The sequence below is a fragment of the Achromobacter sp. KK8 genome, assembly GCF_054188005.1.
In genome coordinates this window covers 2,896,848-2,911,178 of the sequence record NZ_CM135178.1, presented here as the reverse complement: position 1 = coordinate 2,911,178, position 14,331 = coordinate 2,896,848, and the positions used below count along the sequence as shown (strand labels likewise).

Sequence of the window (14,331 nt, the reverse complement as noted above, 5' to 3'; positions counted from 1 at the left end):
GTTCCTGAGACCTACAGATATTGCGGAACCACACACGACTTGTGCTCGATGTGGTGCGCGAATTCGTCGCGAAAATGCTTGAGGAAGCCACGCACGGGCATGGCGGCGGCGTCACCCAGGGCGCAGATGGTGCGGCCCATGATGTTGCCCGCCACGTTGTCCAGCATGTCCAGATCTTCCGGACGGCCGTGGCCGTTTTCGATGCGGTGCACCATGCGGTACAGCCAGCCGGTGCCTTCGCGGCACGGCGTGCACTGGCCGCAGCTTTCCTCGAAATAGAAATACGACAGGCGCAGCAGCGACTTGACCATGCAGCGCGTCTCGTCCATGACGATCACGGCGCCCGAACCCAGCATGGAACCCGCCTTGGCGATGGCGTCGTAGTCCATCGTGGTTTCCATCATGATGTCGGCCGGCAGCACCGGGGCGCTCGAACCGCCCGGGATCACGGCCTTGAGCTTCTTGCCGCCGCGCATGCCGCCCGCCAGTTCCAGCAGGGTCGAGAACGGGGTGCCCAGCGGGATCTCGTAGTTGCCGGGACGCTCGACGTCACCGGTGATCGAGAACAGCTTGGTGCCGCCGTTGTTGGGCTTGCCGACTTCGAGGTAGGCCTGGCCGCTGTTGCGGATGATCCAGGGCACCGCCGCGAAGGTTTCGGTGTTGTTGATGGTGGTGGGCTTGCCGTACAGGCCGAAGCTGGCCGGGAACGGCGGCTTGAAGCGCGGCTGGCCCTTCTTGCCTTCCAGCGATTCCAGCAGCGCGGTTTCCTCGCCACAGATGTAGGCGCCATAGCCGTGGAACGCGTGCAGCTGGAAGTTGAATTCCGAACCCAGGATCCTGTCGCCCAGGAAGCCGGCGGCGCGCGCCTCTTCCAGGGCCTCTTCAAAGCGCTCGTAGACTTCGAAGATTTCACCGTGGATGTAGTTGTAGCCTACGCTGATGCCCATCGCGTAGGCGGCGATCGCCATGCCTTCGATCACGATGTGCGGATTGAAGCGCAGGATGTCGCGATCCTTGAACGTGCCCGGTTCGCCTTCGTCCGAGTTGCAGACGAGGTACTTCTGGCCCGGGAAGGCGCGCGGCATGAAGCTCCACTTCAGGCCGGTCGGGAAGCCCGCGCCGCCGCGGCCGCGCAGGCCCGACGCCTTGACTTCGGCGATCACGTCTTCCGGCTTCATGCCGGTGGTGAGGATCTTGCGCAGGGCTTCGTAGCCGCCGCGCTTGACGTAGTCGGCCAGGCGCCAGTTGGCGCCGTCGACGTCGGCCATGATCTGCGGCTTGATGTGACGGCCGTGCAGGCACATCGAATTGGACAGGTCGTTCAGCGGGTTGGGCTCCAGGCCCTGCGCGAACTGCTTGTAGATGTCCGGCGCGTTCATGCCGACTCTCCTTGCGCCTTGAGGGCCGCGACCAGCGCGTCCAGCTTCTCTTCGGTCATGCGCACGCACATATGCTTGTTGTTCACGATCAGCACGGGGGAATCGCCGCAGGCGCCCATGCACTCACCCTCGACCAGGGTGAACTGGCCGTCGGCGGTGGTTTCGCGATAGTCCACGCCCAGCTTGCGCTTGAGGTAGTCGCCCGCACGTTCGCCGTCGCGCAAGGCACAGGGCAGGTTGGTGCAGACCGCGATCTTGGTCTTGCCGACGGGCTTGACGTCGAACATGTTGTAGAAGGTGGCGACTTCCTGCACCGCGATGGGCGGGACGCCGATGTAGTTCGCTACATCTTCGATGATGTCGGTAGCCAACCAGCCCTTCTCTTCCTGCGCGATGGCAAGAGAGGCCATGATGGCGGACTGCCGCTGGTCGGCCGGGAACTTGGCGAGTTCTCGGTCGATTTTCTGGTAGGCCTGTTCGGAAAGCAGCATAGTTTGAATCCGGGTTATGCGGGCGTGCTCGTGACTGTCTGGCGGATCAGCGATCGATCTCGCCGAAAACGATGTCCTGCGTACCAATGATGGTGACGGCGTCGGCGATCATGTGACCGCGCGACATTTCGTCCAGCGATTGCAGGTGGGCAAAGCCGGGGGCCCGAATCTTCAGGCGGTACGGCTTGTTGGCGCCGTCCGACACCAGGTAGATGCCGAACTCGCCCTTGGGATGCTCCACCGAAGCAAACGCTTCGCCCGGGGGCACGTGGAAACCTTCGGTGAAGAGCTTGAAGTGGTGGATCAGCTCTTCCATGTTGGTCTTCATGGCGGTGCGCTTGGGCGGGGCGATCTTGTGGTTCTCGATCATGACCGGGCCCGGGTTGTTGCGCAGCCATTCCACGCACTGGCGGATGATGCGGTTGCTCTCGCGCATTTCGGCGATGCGGACCAGGTAGCGGTCGTAGCAGTCGCCATTGACGCCGACGGGGATGTCGAAATCGAGCAGGTCGTAGACTTCGTAGGGCTGCATCTTGCGCAGGTCCCAGGCCACGCCCGAGCCACGCAGCATCGGGCCGGTGAAGCCCAGCGCCTTGGCGCGATCGGGATCGACCACGCCGATGCCGACCAGGCGCTGCTTCCAGATGCGGTTGTCGGTGAGCAGGGTTTCGTACTCGTCGACGCAGGCGGGGAAGCGGTTGGTGAAGTCTTCGATGAAATCCAGCAGCGAGCCCGAACGCGCGTCGTTCATGACGCGCACTTCCTTCTCGCCACGGTATTTGCTGGTCTCGCCGTACTGCGGCATGGTGTCCGGCAGGTCGCGGTAGACGCCGCCCGGACGATAGTAGGCCGCGTGCATCCGCGCGCCCGAGACCGCTTCGTAGCAGTCCATCAGGTCTTCGCGTTCACGGAAGGCGTACAGGAACACCGCCATGGCGCCCACGTCCAGCGCGTGCGAACCCAGCGACATCAGGTGGTTCAAGAGGCGCGTGATCTCGTCGAACATCACGCGGATGTACTGCGCGCGCAGCGGGGCTTCGACGCCCAGCAGCTTCTCGATGGCCATGACGTAGGCGTGCTCGTTGCACATCATGGACACGTAGTCCAGGCGGTCCATGTAGGGCAGCGCCTGGATGTAGGTCTTGTGCTCGGCCAGCTTTTCAGTGGCGCGGTGCAGCAGGCCGATGTGCGGGTCGGCGCGCTGGATGACTTCGCCGTCCAGCTCGAGCACCAGGCGCAGCACGCCGTGGGCGGCCGGGTGCTGCGGGCCGAAGTTGAGCGTGTAGTTCTTGATTTCTGCCATGATTCAACGTCCCAAGCCGTAGGTGTCTTCGCGCACCACGCGCGGCGTGATCTCGCGCGGGTCGATCGTGACGGGCTGGTAAATGACGCGCTTCTGTTCCGGGTCGTAGCGCATTTCGACGGTGCCGGAGAGCGGGAAGTCCTTGCGGAACGGGTGGCCGATGAAGCCGTAGTCGGTCAGGATGCGGCGCAGGTCGGGGTGGCCTTCGAAGACGATGCCGTACAGGTCGAACGCCTCGCGCTCGAACCAGCCCACGGCCGGCCAGCATTCCATCAGCGAGGCGACCATCGGGAATTCGTCGTCCGGCGCCCAGGTGCGCACGCGCAGGCGCCAGTTGTTCTCGACCGAAAGCAGGTGCGCGACCACGGCGAAGCGCGCGCGGTGCACCTTGGCGTTGGCTTCCTCGGGCAGCTGGCGCGTGCCGTTGCCCCAGGTGAGGTAGTCGACGCCACAGAGGTCGATACAGATTTCGAAGCGCAGGCCGGCTTCGGTGCGCAGCTTGTTGCAGACGGAGAACCACTGCTCCGCGGGCACTTCGAGCGTCAGCTCGCCCAGCGCCTCGGTCAGCGCGATGTCCGCGCCGAGGGTGGTCTGCAAATTGTTTTTCAGGGTTTCGAGCCTGGTCATCATCTTGTACGCTTAGGTGAACCGATACGCTGTTTCGCGGGGTCCTGCGGCGGCGTTTGCGGCGGCCGCGGACCGGTGCGCAAACTCAGCGCGCAATCGTGTTGGTCAGGCGGATCTTGTTCTGCATCTGCAGCAAGCCGTAGACCAGCGCCTCGGCCGTGGGCGGGCAGCCCGGCACGTAGACGTCTACCGGTACGATGCGATCGCAGCCGCGCACCACGGAATACGAGTAGTGGTAGTAACCGCCACCATTGGCACAGGAGCCCATTGACACCACCCAGCGCGGTTCGGGCATCTGGTCGTAGACCTTGCGCAGCGCCGGCGCCATCTTGTTGCACAGCGTGCCGGCCACGATCATCAGGTCGGACTGGCGCGGGCTGGGACGGAAGATGATGCCGAACTGGTCCAGGTCGTAGCGGGCTGCGCCCGCGTGCATCATCTCGACCGCGCAACAGGCCAGGCCGAAGGTCATGGGCCACATGGAGCCGGTTTTCGCCCAGTTAAGGAACTTGTCGGCGCTGGTTGTGATGAACCCTTGCTTGAGAATGCCGTCTATAGCCATATTCGTCTCTGATAGCGTGCGGTGATGAAATAACCCGAAGGGTCATTCCCAGTCCAGCGCGCCCTTTTTCCATTCGTAGATGAAGCCGACGGTCAACACGGCGAGGAAAACCATGACCGTCCAGAAGCCGACGATTCCAACCGTGCCCTGGGCGATGGCCCACGGGAACAGGAACGCGATTTCCAGGTCGAAAAGAATGAACAGGATCGCCACCAGGTAGTAGCGCACGTCAAACTTCATGCGCGCGTCTTCGAACGCTTCGAAGCCGCACTCATAGGGGGATAGCTTCTCGGCGTAGGGACGCCGCGGGCCAAGGAGGGAGCCGGCCGTCAGAAGCGCGAACCCGATAAGGGTGGCCACTACGATAAACAGCAGGACGGGGAAATACTGTTGCAGGTTCATTCAGGCGTCCGTCAAATGCGCAAACCTTAGGATTGTAGCATTCGCGCGGTTACTTCCGGCTGAACTCTGTAGCGTGAACAGCGGGTGAAAGACTGCATTTCTCCAGTGGAACAATCGCAATCTTTGACGGGAAGCAAACAGCTTACCGCAATCGCTCCACGCCCGCGCCGCCAGCACGATAAAACGCCCGCACAGCGGCCACGCGCGACACCATTCACACCTCCTTCGCCGCTGATCGCGCACACGTCGCGACGACACACGACACCCGCCCGCACGCACCGCCATGCGCGCGGACCTGTCGCTTAAAAAAGCAGACATTTCGGACATAAAAAAAGCCACCCCGGAGGGTGGCTTCATATGAACGGGCCGAAGCCCGCTCATGCACTACGAATCGAGGCAGGACTTGCGCCCTGCTTTCGATTAGAAGCGGTGACGCAGGCCGACGCCGACGGCGGTCGCCTTGACGCCATCGTTGAAGGCGTAGTTCTTCGAGTACGAACCGTAGGCGTACAGGTTGGTACGCTTGGACAGATCGTAGGTGTAGCCCAGCGAGTACACGTTCATCGTGGCGTCGTCGCCCGTCAGCTTGTCGTTCGACGGATCGACACGTTGCCACGAACCGAACAGGCTCGAAGCACCGCCGATCGGGGCCGACAGACCCAGCATGTACGAGTTGGCCTTGAAGCCATCAGCGAACGAGTTGTTGGTGAAGCCCAGGTCATTGCCGTTGGCCAGCGTGCCCGAAGCACCCGACGGATTCGACGTGGTGAACCAGCCGTCGGTCGTGCGAGCGTAGGCCAGAGCCAGCTTCACGACTTCGAAGTCGTAGCTGCCGCCGATCATGTACGAACGCGGGGTGGCGTCGACTTCGTCTTGGAACTGCTTGTTCGAAGCCTTCAGTTGGTCGTAGGACAGAGCCACGTTCAACGGGCCGTTGACGTAACGCAGACCGGTCGTGATGGCACGGACGTTGTCGGCGGTGCGGAAGCCCGAACGACGAGCGTCGGTGTTGCGATCATCAGCGCTGAACGAGTAGCCAACGCCAAACTGGAAGCCGCTGAACGACGGGGTTTGGTACATGACCATGTTGTCGTAGCGAGCGGTGTTGGCAGCGCTCATGCCGGTGCCGATGTTGGCGACGTTGAAGCCGGCGCCGAACGGATCGATCGAACCGAAGTACTTCGAGGCGATGTTGGTTTGACGACCGAAGTCCAGTTGGCCCCAGCTGTCGCTGGCCAGACCGACGGTGGCTTGGCGACCGAACAGACGACCGTCTTGAGCGGAGTTGCCGTTACCCGAGTTGAAACCCGATTCCAGTTGGAAAACAGCGCGCAGGCCGTCACCCAGATCTTCCGAACCACGCAGGCCCCAACGCGAACCGTTCTGAACGCCGTTGATCATGCCGATACGGCTGCCGTTGGCATCGCCAGCACCGCTGATCTTGTTGTAGCCGATACCCGTGTCGATGATGCCGTACAGGGTGACAGACGTTTCTGCCTGGGCGACACCGGCGAAACCGGCGAGCAGGGCGGCAGCGAGCAGAGTCTTTTTCATTTAAGAAATCTCCGTTGATTTGAGTGACAAGAGCAGCAATCCAGCAAACCAGCCTGCCGCCCCCCTAACTCCGCGAAGGGAAGTTGACGCTATTGCATCAAAAATCAGGGGGGCTGGCTATGGTAGACACCAGAAAAGTGCAGGTTTGCGACAGCCTTGTTGGGATATTGCAACATCAGACCAATCCCGCTAGGGCTAACCCTGAATTTTGCAAACGATCACGTATTCACGCGACTTTCAGCCCTGACCCCAATAATTCGCTGATACCGCCCTTATTTCTTTTGAACGATTTCCCCCGGTCCGCCAGCGCCCGGTTGAGGCCCTGCCGTCCCGCCGGCCCGCGCCCTTGCATGGCCTGTTGGCGATGTCTCTAATAACGTTGTTATTTAAATAAATCGTCGATATTATTTAACAACACCTCAATCCCCTGGCTGCCGATGCCTACCTCAACTCCGCGCGCTGACCGCAACGAACGCCTGAGCGCCCTGCGCCGCCAGATGATCCTGGACGCCGCGCAGCGCGTATTCGAGCGTGACGGCCTCGAAAAGACCACCATCCGCGCGATCGCCAAGGAAGCCGGTTGCACCACGGGCGCGATATATCCCTGGTTCGCCGGCAAGGAAATCCTGTACGGCGCCTTGCTGGACGAATCGTTGCAGCGCCTGCATGCGCATCTGCGGGCGGCGACCGCCGACTGCGCCCCCGCTGCCGCGGCGCGCCAGGCCATCCTGGCCTTTTTCGGCTACTACGCCGAGCGCCGCACCGATTTCTCGCTCGGGCTGTACCTGTTCCAGGGCCTGGGGCCGCGCGGCCTGGGCCGCGACATGGACGAACAGCTGAACGGCCGGCTGCGCCAATGCGTCGACGTACTGGGCCAGGCGCTGGCCCGCACCAAGTCCTGGGCCGCCGGCGCGGTGTTGGTCGAGCAGATGAACGTCTTCACCTACCTCATCGGGCTGTTGTTGCTGTTGCACACCCGCCGCCTGAAATCCCTGGGCCAGCAGGCCGACGTCCTGCTGGATCATTATTGCCACGCGCTGGAACAACGATGACCTCCATCACCCTGCCCTGCGCCCAGGCCGAGGCGCCACTGATCAGCCTGGCCGACTTCCAGCTATTGCTGGCCGAACAGCATCCCTTTTCCCTGTTGCTGGGCATCGAGGTGCAACGGATCGGCCGCGGCACCGCCCTCGCCGTCCTGCCCGCGCGCGACAGCCACCAGCGCCTGGGCGGGATCGTCGCGGGCCCGATGCTGATGGGGTTGGCCGACCTGGCCATGTATGCCGCGGTGGTCGGCGCCACCGGACAAGCCCACGCCGTCACCGCCAGCCTGACCATCAACTTCCTGCGCAAGAGCCCGGCCGGGGCGGTCCACGCCGACGCCCGGCTGCTCAAGGTGGGCCGCCTGTCGGCGGGCGAGGTCATCCTGACCGCGGCCGGCGGCGGCGAACCGCTGGCCCATATCGTCAGCACCTGGTCGGTGCCCAAGCCATGAGCCTGCGCATCAGCATCGTGGGAATGGGGCGCACCGGCACCCAGGCGGCGCGGCGGCTGCTGGCGGCCGAGCCCGATATCGCCCTGACGGTCTATGACATCGACCCGGACCGCTGCGAGGACTTCCGCGGCAGCGCGACCCTGGCCACCTCGGCGCGTGAAGCCCTGGCCGAGTCGGACACCATCGTGCTGGCGCTGCCGCGAGAACGCGAGATCGACCGCACCCTGGAGCGTTTCAGCGACGGCGAAGTGACCGCGCCCGTGGCCGGCAAGCTGATCGTCGACCTGGAACCCCCGCCGCCGGACCGGGCGCGCCGGCTCGACCAGGCGATCGCCATCGCCGGCGGCCGCTATGCCTGCGCCGCGCTGGAGTCGCGGGATATCCGCGGAACCGACGCGCGCCTACTGGATGCGCTGCTCCCGCCGCGCTGAAGCGCTCGCCCGTTCCGTCACGGCCACGCAAATGGCCAGCCAGGCGAAGCTGATGGCAAAACCCGCCGCCACGTCGCTGGCGAAGTGCACCTGCAACAGGACCCGGCTCAACCCGATCGCCATGATCAGCGCGGCGGCCAGCGCCACGCCTGGCAACCGCCAGGCCTGAGGCGCGAGACGCCAGGCCAGGTAACACGCCGCGCCGTACACCGCCATGGCCGCCGAGGCATGCCCGCTGGGGAAACTCCAGCCCAATGCCGTCGCGAAACCGTGGTCATGTTCGGGGCGGACGCGCTCGAAGCCGTGCTTGAGCAGCCGGTTGAGCGCCCCGCCGCCGCCGGTGGCAATGGCGCAGAAAGCAGCCAGGCGCCACTGCCGGTGCCACAGCAATGCGACCGTCATCGCGATGGCCAGCACCGTCAACAGGCTGCGATCGCCCAGGGTGGTGAACCACGACAGCAGCCACAGCACGGAATCCGCCATCGACATGCTCAGGGCGCCTGCCAGGGCGCTATCGAACTCGACCACCACGCCCGGTCGCGTCACGGCCGCGGCCAGCGACAGGAAGACGGCGCAGGCCAGGGCGACCGCGCCGGCGAAGCCAGCCAGGCGGGCCGCGGGCGCGGCCCGGACATAGGCCCGCGCCAGCAACACCGCCACGAGCGCGATGCCCGGCGGCGCCAGCATGAACAGGAGCAGCGCGTGGGACGCCACCCAGGCCGCGCAGGAATCGGTCATCGCGCCCCCGACGGCAGGCCGGCCTGGCCATCGCCGCCAGCCGTCGTGACCAGCGTCCTGTCGGCCGGCGCGAAAGCGTGGGCGCCAGCGGCGTAGTCCCAGCGCTCCACGTGGCAGACGCGCGTATCGCCCGCGGTTTCGCAACTGATCAGGTTGACCGAATTGGGGATATTGCCCCGCACCCGGCGCGAGCATGCGGTGCCGGCCTGCACCACCCAGCCGGCGGCCACGGCCGGGTCGACGCTGGCGGGCAGTACGTAGGGCAGGTGGATATGCCCCCCCAGGATCAGGTCGATCCCCGCCTGGGCCCAGGCGGCCAGCGCACGTTGGCGGCCGATCAGCAGGTTGGAGTGATCGGATTCGACCTTGGCGCGCATCGGGTGATGCGCCACCACCACCCGCAACTGCCCCGGCCTGGCCTGGCGCAGGCGCTGCGCCACGCGCGCGATCTGCGCATCGGAAATCTCGCCGTCCTTGCGGCGGCGGGGCCGCGTGGTGTTGACGCCAATGGCCAGCAGCCCGTCGGATTCATAGACCGGCTCGAGCACGGCGCCGAGCGCGCGCTTGTAGTTGCCGTAAGGATTGAGCGCCCGCGCGAACAGGTTGAAGAGCGGAATGTCGTGATTGCCCGGCACCGCCAGCACCGGCAGCGACAGGCGCTCGATGAACTTGCGGGCGGCGGCGAACTGGCCGCGCCGCGCGCGCTGGGTGATGTCGCCGCTGATCACGACCAATTCGGGTGAAAGTGATCGGGCCAGGTCCAGCGCGGCCTCGACCACCGGCTTGCGCTCGGTGCCGAAGTGGGTGTCGGAGAACTGCAGGATGCGCGTCATGGCCGCCCCTCTTCCGGGGCGGCGACCGGCACCACCAGCGGCAGAGGCGTGTCGGACACCTTGAATTCCAGCGGGGTGTCCATCCAGGATATTTCGCCGTCCATGGCGACCTTGACGCGGCGGCGCCCACGGATCGAGACCATCAGGCGGTCGAAGGCGAAACTGACGACGTGCTCGGCCTCGCCCAGCCGGCTGAACAGGCCGCGCAGCAACAGACCGTACAGCGCCAGCGTGCCGACCGGCCGCGCCGCCATGGCCACCAGGTGGCCGCGGTCCAGTTCGGCGGGATCGATGCCGATATGCTCCAGTTGCAGGCGATTGTTGCCCACCACCAGCGTTGGCGAACGCAGGTCGCGCACGCGGCCTTCGTAGTCGAGCCGCAGGCTGAGCTGGCGCGGCGCGCGCATCAGCGTCACGAGCCCGGACCACAGCGCCACCAGGCGGCTGCGGCCGAAGCGCTGTTTGTAGGCTTCGCGGTCTTCGAGCAGTTGCGGATACAGGCCCAGGCTGGCATTGACCAGGAACAGGCGGCCGTTGAGCAGGCCGACCTGCACCGGCCGCAGCTCGCCGCCCAGCAAGCCGCGCAGCGCGGCTTCGGTGTCCTGCGAGATGCCGTAGCGGCGGCCGAAGTAATTGAAGGTGCCTTGCGGCAGGATGCCGAACGGCACGCCCTGCCCCAGCACCTGGCCGGCGACGGCGTTGAGCGTGCCGTCGCCGCCGGCCGCGACCACGATGCCGCCGGCCTCGCGCGCCAGGGCCACGGCCTCGCGCGCGGTGGCGACCAGGCGCGACGGATCGTCGACCGGCATCAGCTGGAAGCGGCGGCCGGCCTGGTCGAGCACGCGGCGGATGATGTCCTGCAGCGCTTGCGCGTCGCCGCGCCCGGAGCCGGTGTTCAGGACGATGAAGAGGGGTTCGTGTCCCGTCAGGGGAGGAGCCCCGCTCGCCGGGCTCTGCTGGATAGGCGTCATGGGCAAAAGATAGCCCATGGCGGCAAATCGCCGCAACCGTGCCGGCGCGCGCCGGGCGGGCGCGCCGGCACGAGGCTCAGCGGCCGACCGCGTAGGCCTGCATCAGGCGCGGCGTGGCGGCCGCGTGCAGCAGGCCGTCGGCGTCGCGCGAGGCGGCGGTCAGGCGGCCGACCGACCATTGCGGCACTTCCTCGATCTGGTGGCCGCGGGCGTGCAGCGCGGCAATGGTCTCGGCGCCGAAGCCGCTTTCCACCGCCAGGTGTCCCGGCTTGCGGTCGCGCGGGTAGAACGAGGTGGGGAAATGCATGGTGTGCGACATCGGCAGGTCGATGGCTTCCTGCAGGTTCAGGCCGTGGTGCGCGTGGCGCAGGAAGAACAGCAGTTGCCATTGCTCCTGCTGGTCGCCGCCCGGCGTGCCAAATGCGAGATAGGGCCGGCCCTCGCGCAGCGCCAGCGACGGCGTCAGCGTGGTGCGCGGACGCTTGCCCGGCGCCAGCGTGCCCGGCAGCTCCTCCTCCAGCCAGAACATCTGGGCGCGGGTGTTCAGCCCGAAGCCCAGTTCCGGGATCACCGGCGAGGACTGGAACCAGCCGCCCGACGGCGTGGCCGAGATCATGTTGCCCCAGCGGTCGATGACGTCGACGTGGGTGGTGTCGCCGCGCTTGACCGAGGCGCGCATGTCGGCCAGCGTCGGTTCGTTGGTCGCGCTGCCGGGGGCCGACACCTTGGACAGCCGCTGCAGGGTGTCCATCACGCGCGCCACCTGCGCCTCGAAACCGGGGATCTGTCCGGGCCGCAGGTCCTGCGAGGCTTGCTCGCCGATGAGGGCGCGGCGCGCGTCGTTGTACTCGTCGGACAGCAGTTGCGCCAGCGGCACGTCGACGAAGGCGGGATCGCCGTAGTAGGCCTCGCGGTCGGCGAAGGCCAGCTTCATGGCTTCGGTGACGCGGTGCACGAACTCGGCGCTGGTCGGGCCGACGCCGGCCAGGTCCATATCCTTGAGCAGCGCCAGGGTCTGCAGGAATACCGGCCCCTGGCTCCAGGCGCCCGCCTTGGCCACGGTGTAGCCGTGGTAGTCATAGGTGGCGGGCTGGTCGTAGCTGGCCGACCAGCCGGCCAGGTCGTCGGCGGTGATCACGCCGCGATGGCGCTGGCCGCTTTCGTCCATGACCTCGTTGCCGCGCGCGAATCTGTCGATGGCCTCGGCCACGAAGCCGCGGTAGAAGGCGTCGCGGGCCGCCTCGATCTGGCGCTCGCGGTCGGCGCCGGCCTGTTCCGCTTCCCGCAGCACGCGGGTCCAGGTGGCGGCCAGCGCCGGGTTGCGGAACAGCTTGCGGGCCTCGGGCACGTTGCCGCCGGGCAGGTAGACCTGCGCGGTGGTGGGCCAGTGGGCCTGGAAGAAGTCCTTCAGGCCGGCGATGGTGTTGGAGATACGCGGCATCAGCGCGTGGCCGTGTTCGGCGTAGTAGATGGCGGGTTCCAGCACGTCGCGCACGCGCATCGTGCCGTGGTCGCGCAGCAGCTGCATCCAGGCATCGAAGGCGCCAGGGATCACGGTGGCCAGCAGGCCGTTGCCGGGGATCAGCGCGAGGCCTTCGGCGCGGTAGCGCTCGAGCGTGGCGGCGGCGGGCGTGGTGCCCTGGCCGCACAGCACTTCGACGCGGCCGGTGCGGGCGGAATAGAACACCGCCGGCACTTCGCCGGCCGGGCCGACCAGGTGGGGCTCGACCACCTGCAGCACGAAGGCCGAGGCGACACAGGCGTCGAACGCGTTGCCGCCGCGCTCCAGCAGCGACATGCCGGCCGAGCTGGCCAGCCAATGGGTGGACGTCACGACACCAAAGGTGCCGAGGATTTCCGGGCGAGTCGTAAACATCATGGTGCGATCCTGTTGCGGACGGCGCGAGGCCGGCGGCCGCGAGAGACAAGTAAAAACGGGACCCGCAACCGGGTCCCGTGTCTGGCTCGATGCTACTTCCCGGCCAGGGTGACGCCCTTCAGGCGAATCAGGCCATCGGGATACGGCACGAAGCCTTCCAGCTTCTTCTGCGTGCCGAAGGTCCACGGCAGGTAGAACAGGTAGACGATGGGACGCTGGTCCTGCATCACCGACAGCACCTGGTCGTACAGGGCGCGGCGCTTGGCCGTGTCCGGCTCGGCGCGGGCGTCGTTGAGCAGCTTGTCGGCCTGCGGGTCGCAGAACTTGCCGTCGTTCAGGTTGCCCTTGCAGCTCAGGTACTGGTGGATGTTGCCGCTGGGATCGACCCGGCCCGACCAGCCGCTCTGCCCGACTTCGAAGTCACCGCGGGCCAGCGACGATTGCAGCGAGGCGAACTCCACCGGACGCAGGGTGATGTCGAAGCCGGCCTCGGCGCCCATGGCCTGCACCAGCTCGAACACCTGTTGCATGGTGGTGTTGTTGCCGAAGGTGATCTCGAACTTGACGCGGTCGAAGCCCGCTTCCTTGAGCAGGGCCTGGGCCTTCCTGGGATCGCGGCCGGCGTGCTCGAACGACTTGTTGTAGGCGAAGCTGGCCGGCGGGAACGGCTGGTAGGCCGGCTGGTACTGGCCTTCGCCGATGACCTGGTTGAGCACGTCGCGGTCGATGGCCATATCGAGCGCCTGGCGCACGCGCTTGTCCTTGGCCAGGGGGTTGTTGGCGCGCGCGCCGTTGCCCAGGTTGACCGAAATCGACTGGAAGCCCAGGCCGGTGACCGGCGCCAGGCGCAGGTTGGCGTCGTCCTTGACCGCCTTGGCATCGCTGGGCGCCACGCGTTCGATGATGTCGAGGTCGCCGGCGCGCAGGTTGTTCAGGCGCACGGTGTTGTCGGGGATCGGCGTGAACACCACGCGGTCGAAGTGGTAGTTGGCGGCGTCCCAGTACTTGGGAAATTTCTCGAGCACGATGCGGTCGTTCTGCACCCGCTCCTTGAACTGGTACGGGCCGGAGCAAACCGGCTTGCCGCCGGGGTCCTTGTCGAACGAGGCGGGCGAGATCATCATGCCGGCCCGGTCGGACAGTTGCGACAGCAGCGAGGCGTCGGGTTCGGACAGGTGCAGCACCACGGTGCCGGCGTCGGGCGCGTCGACGCTGGCCACGGTGGCCAGTTCGCTCTTGCGGTTGCTGTCGGGCAGCGTGCGGGCGCGGTCCAGGTTGGCCTTGACGGCGGCTGCGTCGATCGGCGTGCCGTCATGGAACACGGCATCGGTGCGAAGCTTGAACGTCAGGGTCTTGTTGTCCGGGCTGGTGCTCCAGGACTGGGCCAGCTGCGGCACGAACTTCAGGTCCGGCGTGATGTCGACCAGCTTGTCGCACAGCGAGGCGAACACGATGCGGCCGACAAAGGTGCGGGCGCGGGTCGGATCGAGCACGTCCGGGTCGTCCTGCAGGCCGACCCGCAGGGTCGATTGGGCGTGGGCCAGCCCGCTGGCCAGCATTCCCGCCATGGCCATGGCGAGGCAGAGTTTACGCATGAATGATCTCCGTCGATTCAGGCGGCCTGCTTCCCCGCGCGCCGACGGCACGCCGCCCGGCAATGAGGGAA

Annotated in this window: 15 protein-coding genes; 3 read left to right on the top strand and 12 right to left on the bottom strand. The window is 66.2% G+C overall.

Going from position 1 to position 14,331, the window contains the following annotated elements:
* Positions 1-11: 11 nt before the first annotated feature.
* The 7 genes from nuoF to ACVN9Z_RS13450 form a co-directional block, all read right to left on the bottom strand.
* On the bottom strand, positions 12-1,379 hold the full coding sequence (nuoF, locus tag ACVN9Z_RS13480; RefSeq protein WP_006389213.1) for an NADH-quinone oxidoreductase subunit NuoF: 1,368 nt from the start codon (positions 1,377-1,379) through the stop codon (positions 12-14).
* Positions 1,376-1,870 (bottom strand): NADH-quinone oxidoreductase subunit NuoE, encoded by a 495-nt coding sequence (gene nuoE, locus ACVN9Z_RS13475; RefSeq protein ID WP_006389212.1) that lies wholly within the window; start codon positions 1,868-1,870, stop codon positions 1,376-1,378. Before nuoE ends, nuoF begins: the two co-directional genes overlap by 4 nt.
* Positions 1,871-1,916: 46 nt before the next feature.
* A complete protein-coding gene (locus tag ACVN9Z_RS13470; RefSeq protein WP_006389211.1) occupies positions 1,917-3,173 on the bottom strand; it encodes an NADH-quinone oxidoreductase subunit D in 1,257 nt (418 codons plus the stop codon).
* 3 nt (positions 3,174-3,176) lie between these two features.
* Complete coding sequence (locus ACVN9Z_RS13465; protein ID WP_006389210.1) at positions 3,177-3,803, bottom strand: NADH-quinone oxidoreductase subunit C; 627 nt, start codon at positions 3,801-3,803, stop codon at positions 3,177-3,179.
* A gap of 82 nt (positions 3,804-3,885) precedes the next feature.
* Positions 3,886-4,362 (bottom strand): NuoB/complex I 20 kDa subunit family protein, encoded by a 477-nt coding sequence (locus ACVN9Z_RS13460; RefSeq protein ID WP_006217960.1) that lies wholly within the window; start codon positions 4,360-4,362, stop codon positions 3,886-3,888.
* Between the two features lie 42 nt (positions 4,363-4,404).
* Positions 4,405-4,764 carry an NADH-quinone oxidoreductase subunit A gene (locus ACVN9Z_RS13455; protein ID WP_020924744.1) on the bottom strand — a complete coding sequence of 120 codons (360 nt, stop codon included), beginning with the start codon at positions 4,762-4,764 and terminating at the stop codon, positions 4,405-4,407.
* 420 nt (positions 4,765-5,184) lie between these two features.
* Positions 5,185-6,318: a porin gene (locus ACVN9Z_RS13450; RefSeq protein WP_024068073.1), complete on the bottom strand. Its 1,134-nt coding sequence runs from the start codon at positions 6,316-6,318 to the stop codon at positions 5,185-5,187.
* Positions 6,319-6,755: 437 nt separating this feature from the next.
* On the opposite strand from ACVN9Z_RS13450, the gene ACVN9Z_RS13445 reads away from it, so the two are divergent.
* Genes ACVN9Z_RS13445 through ACVN9Z_RS13435 form a run of 3 tightly spaced genes read left to right on the top strand, consistent with a single transcriptional unit; the run spans position 6,756 to position 8,244 of the window.
* On the top strand, positions 6,756-7,370 hold the full coding sequence (locus ACVN9Z_RS13445) for a TetR/AcrR family transcriptional regulator (RefSeq protein WP_458213464.1): 615 nt from the start codon (positions 6,756-6,758) through the stop codon (positions 7,368-7,370).
* Positions 7,367-7,813: a PaaI family thioesterase gene (locus tag ACVN9Z_RS13440; RefSeq protein WP_429927803.1), complete on the top strand. Its 447-nt coding sequence runs from the start codon at positions 7,367-7,369 to the stop codon at positions 7,811-7,813. The genes ACVN9Z_RS13445 and ACVN9Z_RS13440 overlap by 4 nt, the downstream gene beginning before the upstream one ends.
* Positions 7,810-8,244: an NAD(P)-binding domain-containing protein gene (locus ACVN9Z_RS13435; protein ID WP_054448127.1), complete on the top strand. Its 435-nt coding sequence runs from the start codon at positions 7,810-7,812 to the stop codon at positions 8,242-8,244. The genes ACVN9Z_RS13440 and ACVN9Z_RS13435 overlap by 4 nt, the downstream gene beginning before the upstream one ends.
* Here ACVN9Z_RS13435 and ACVN9Z_RS13430 read toward each other — a convergent pair.
* From ACVN9Z_RS13430 to ACVN9Z_RS13410, 5 genes are all read right to left on the bottom strand, one after another.
* A complete protein-coding gene (locus tag ACVN9Z_RS13430) occupies positions 8,215-8,982 on the bottom strand; it encodes a phosphatase PAP2 family protein (protein WP_053498254.1) in 768 nt (255 codons plus the stop codon). The two genes, ACVN9Z_RS13435 and ACVN9Z_RS13430, sit on opposite strands and share 30 nt — an antisense overlap.
* Entirely contained in the window at positions 8,979-9,815 is an 837-nt protein-coding gene (locus ACVN9Z_RS13425) for a metallophosphoesterase family protein (RefSeq protein ID WP_047992176.1), read from the bottom strand. The genes ACVN9Z_RS13430 and ACVN9Z_RS13425 overlap by 4 nt, the downstream gene beginning before the upstream one ends.
* Positions 9,812-10,786 carry a diacylglycerol/lipid kinase family protein gene (locus tag ACVN9Z_RS13420; protein ID WP_049055054.1) on the bottom strand — a complete coding sequence of 325 codons (975 nt, stop codon included), beginning with the start codon at positions 10,784-10,786 and terminating at the stop codon, positions 9,812-9,814. The genes ACVN9Z_RS13425 and ACVN9Z_RS13420 overlap by 4 nt, the downstream gene beginning before the upstream one ends.
* Before the next feature lie 76 nt (positions 10,787-10,862).
* Positions 10,863-12,662: a gamma-glutamyltransferase family protein gene (locus ACVN9Z_RS13415; protein WP_458213514.1), complete on the bottom strand. Its 1,800-nt coding sequence runs from the start codon at positions 12,660-12,662 to the stop codon at positions 10,863-10,865.
* Positions 12,663-12,757: 95 nt separating this feature from the next.
* Positions 12,758-14,260: an ABC transporter substrate-binding protein gene (locus ACVN9Z_RS13410; RefSeq protein ID WP_053498256.1), complete on the bottom strand. Its 1,503-nt coding sequence runs from the start codon at positions 14,258-14,260 to the stop codon at positions 12,758-12,760.
* Positions 14,261-14,331: the final 71 nt, after the last annotated feature.

What these genes read in the sequence shown, in the direction of transcription:
- nuoF (WP_006389213.1), bottom strand. Translation starts at nt 1,379, where the DNA reads ATGAACGCGCCGGACATCTACAAGCAGTTCGCGCAGGGCCTGGAGCCC.
- nuoE (WP_006389212.1), bottom strand. Translation starts at nt 1,870, where the DNA reads ATGCTGCTTTCCGAACAGGCCTACCAGAAAATCGACCGAGAACTCGCC.
- ACVN9Z_RS13470 (WP_006389211.1), bottom strand. Translation starts at nt 3,173, where the DNA reads ATGGCAGAAATCAAGAACTACACGCTCAACTTCGGCCCGCAGCACCCG.
- ACVN9Z_RS13465 (WP_006389210.1), bottom strand. Translation starts at nt 3,803, where the DNA reads ATGATGACCAGGCTCGAAACCCTGAAAAACAATTTGCAGACCACCCTC.
- ACVN9Z_RS13460 (WP_006217960.1), bottom strand. Translation starts at nt 4,362, where the DNA reads ATGGCTATAGACGGCATTCTCAAGCAAGGGTTCATCACAACCAGCGCC.
- ACVN9Z_RS13455 (WP_020924744.1), bottom strand. Translation starts at nt 4,764, where the DNA reads ATGAACCTGCAACAGTATTTCCCCGTCCTGCTGTTTATCGTAGTGGCC.
- ACVN9Z_RS13450 (WP_024068073.1), bottom strand. Translation starts at nt 6,318, where the DNA reads ATGAAAAAGACTCTGCTCGCTGCCGCCCTGCTCGCCGGTTTCGCCGGT.
- ACVN9Z_RS13445 (WP_458213464.1), top strand. Translation starts at nt 6,756, where the DNA reads ATGCCTACCTCAACTCCGCGCGCTGACCGCAACGAACGCCTGAGCGCC.
- ACVN9Z_RS13440 (WP_429927803.1), top strand. Translation starts at nt 7,367, where the DNA reads ATGACCTCCATCACCCTGCCCTGCGCCCAGGCCGAGGCGCCACTGATC.
- ACVN9Z_RS13435 (WP_054448127.1), top strand. Translation starts at nt 7,810, where the DNA reads ATGAGCCTGCGCATCAGCATCGTGGGAATGGGGCGCACCGGCACCCAG.
- ACVN9Z_RS13430 (WP_053498254.1), bottom strand. Translation starts at nt 8,982, where the DNA reads ATGACCGATTCCTGCGCGGCCTGGGTGGCGTCCCACGCGCTGCTCCTG.
- ACVN9Z_RS13425 (WP_047992176.1), bottom strand. Translation starts at nt 9,815, where the DNA reads ATGACGCGCATCCTGCAGTTCTCCGACACCCACTTCGGCACCGAGCGC.
- ACVN9Z_RS13420 (WP_049055054.1), bottom strand. Translation starts at nt 10,786, where the DNA reads ATGACGCCTATCCAGCAGAGCCCGGCGAGCGGGGCTCCTCCCCTGACG.
- ACVN9Z_RS13415 (WP_458213514.1), bottom strand. Translation starts at nt 12,662, where the DNA reads ATGTTTACGACTCGCCCGGAAATCCTCGGCACCTTTGGTGTCGTGACG.
- ACVN9Z_RS13410 (WP_053498256.1), bottom strand. Translation starts at nt 14,260, where the DNA reads ATGCGTAAACTCTGCCTCGCCATGGCCATGGCGGGAATGCTGGCCAGC.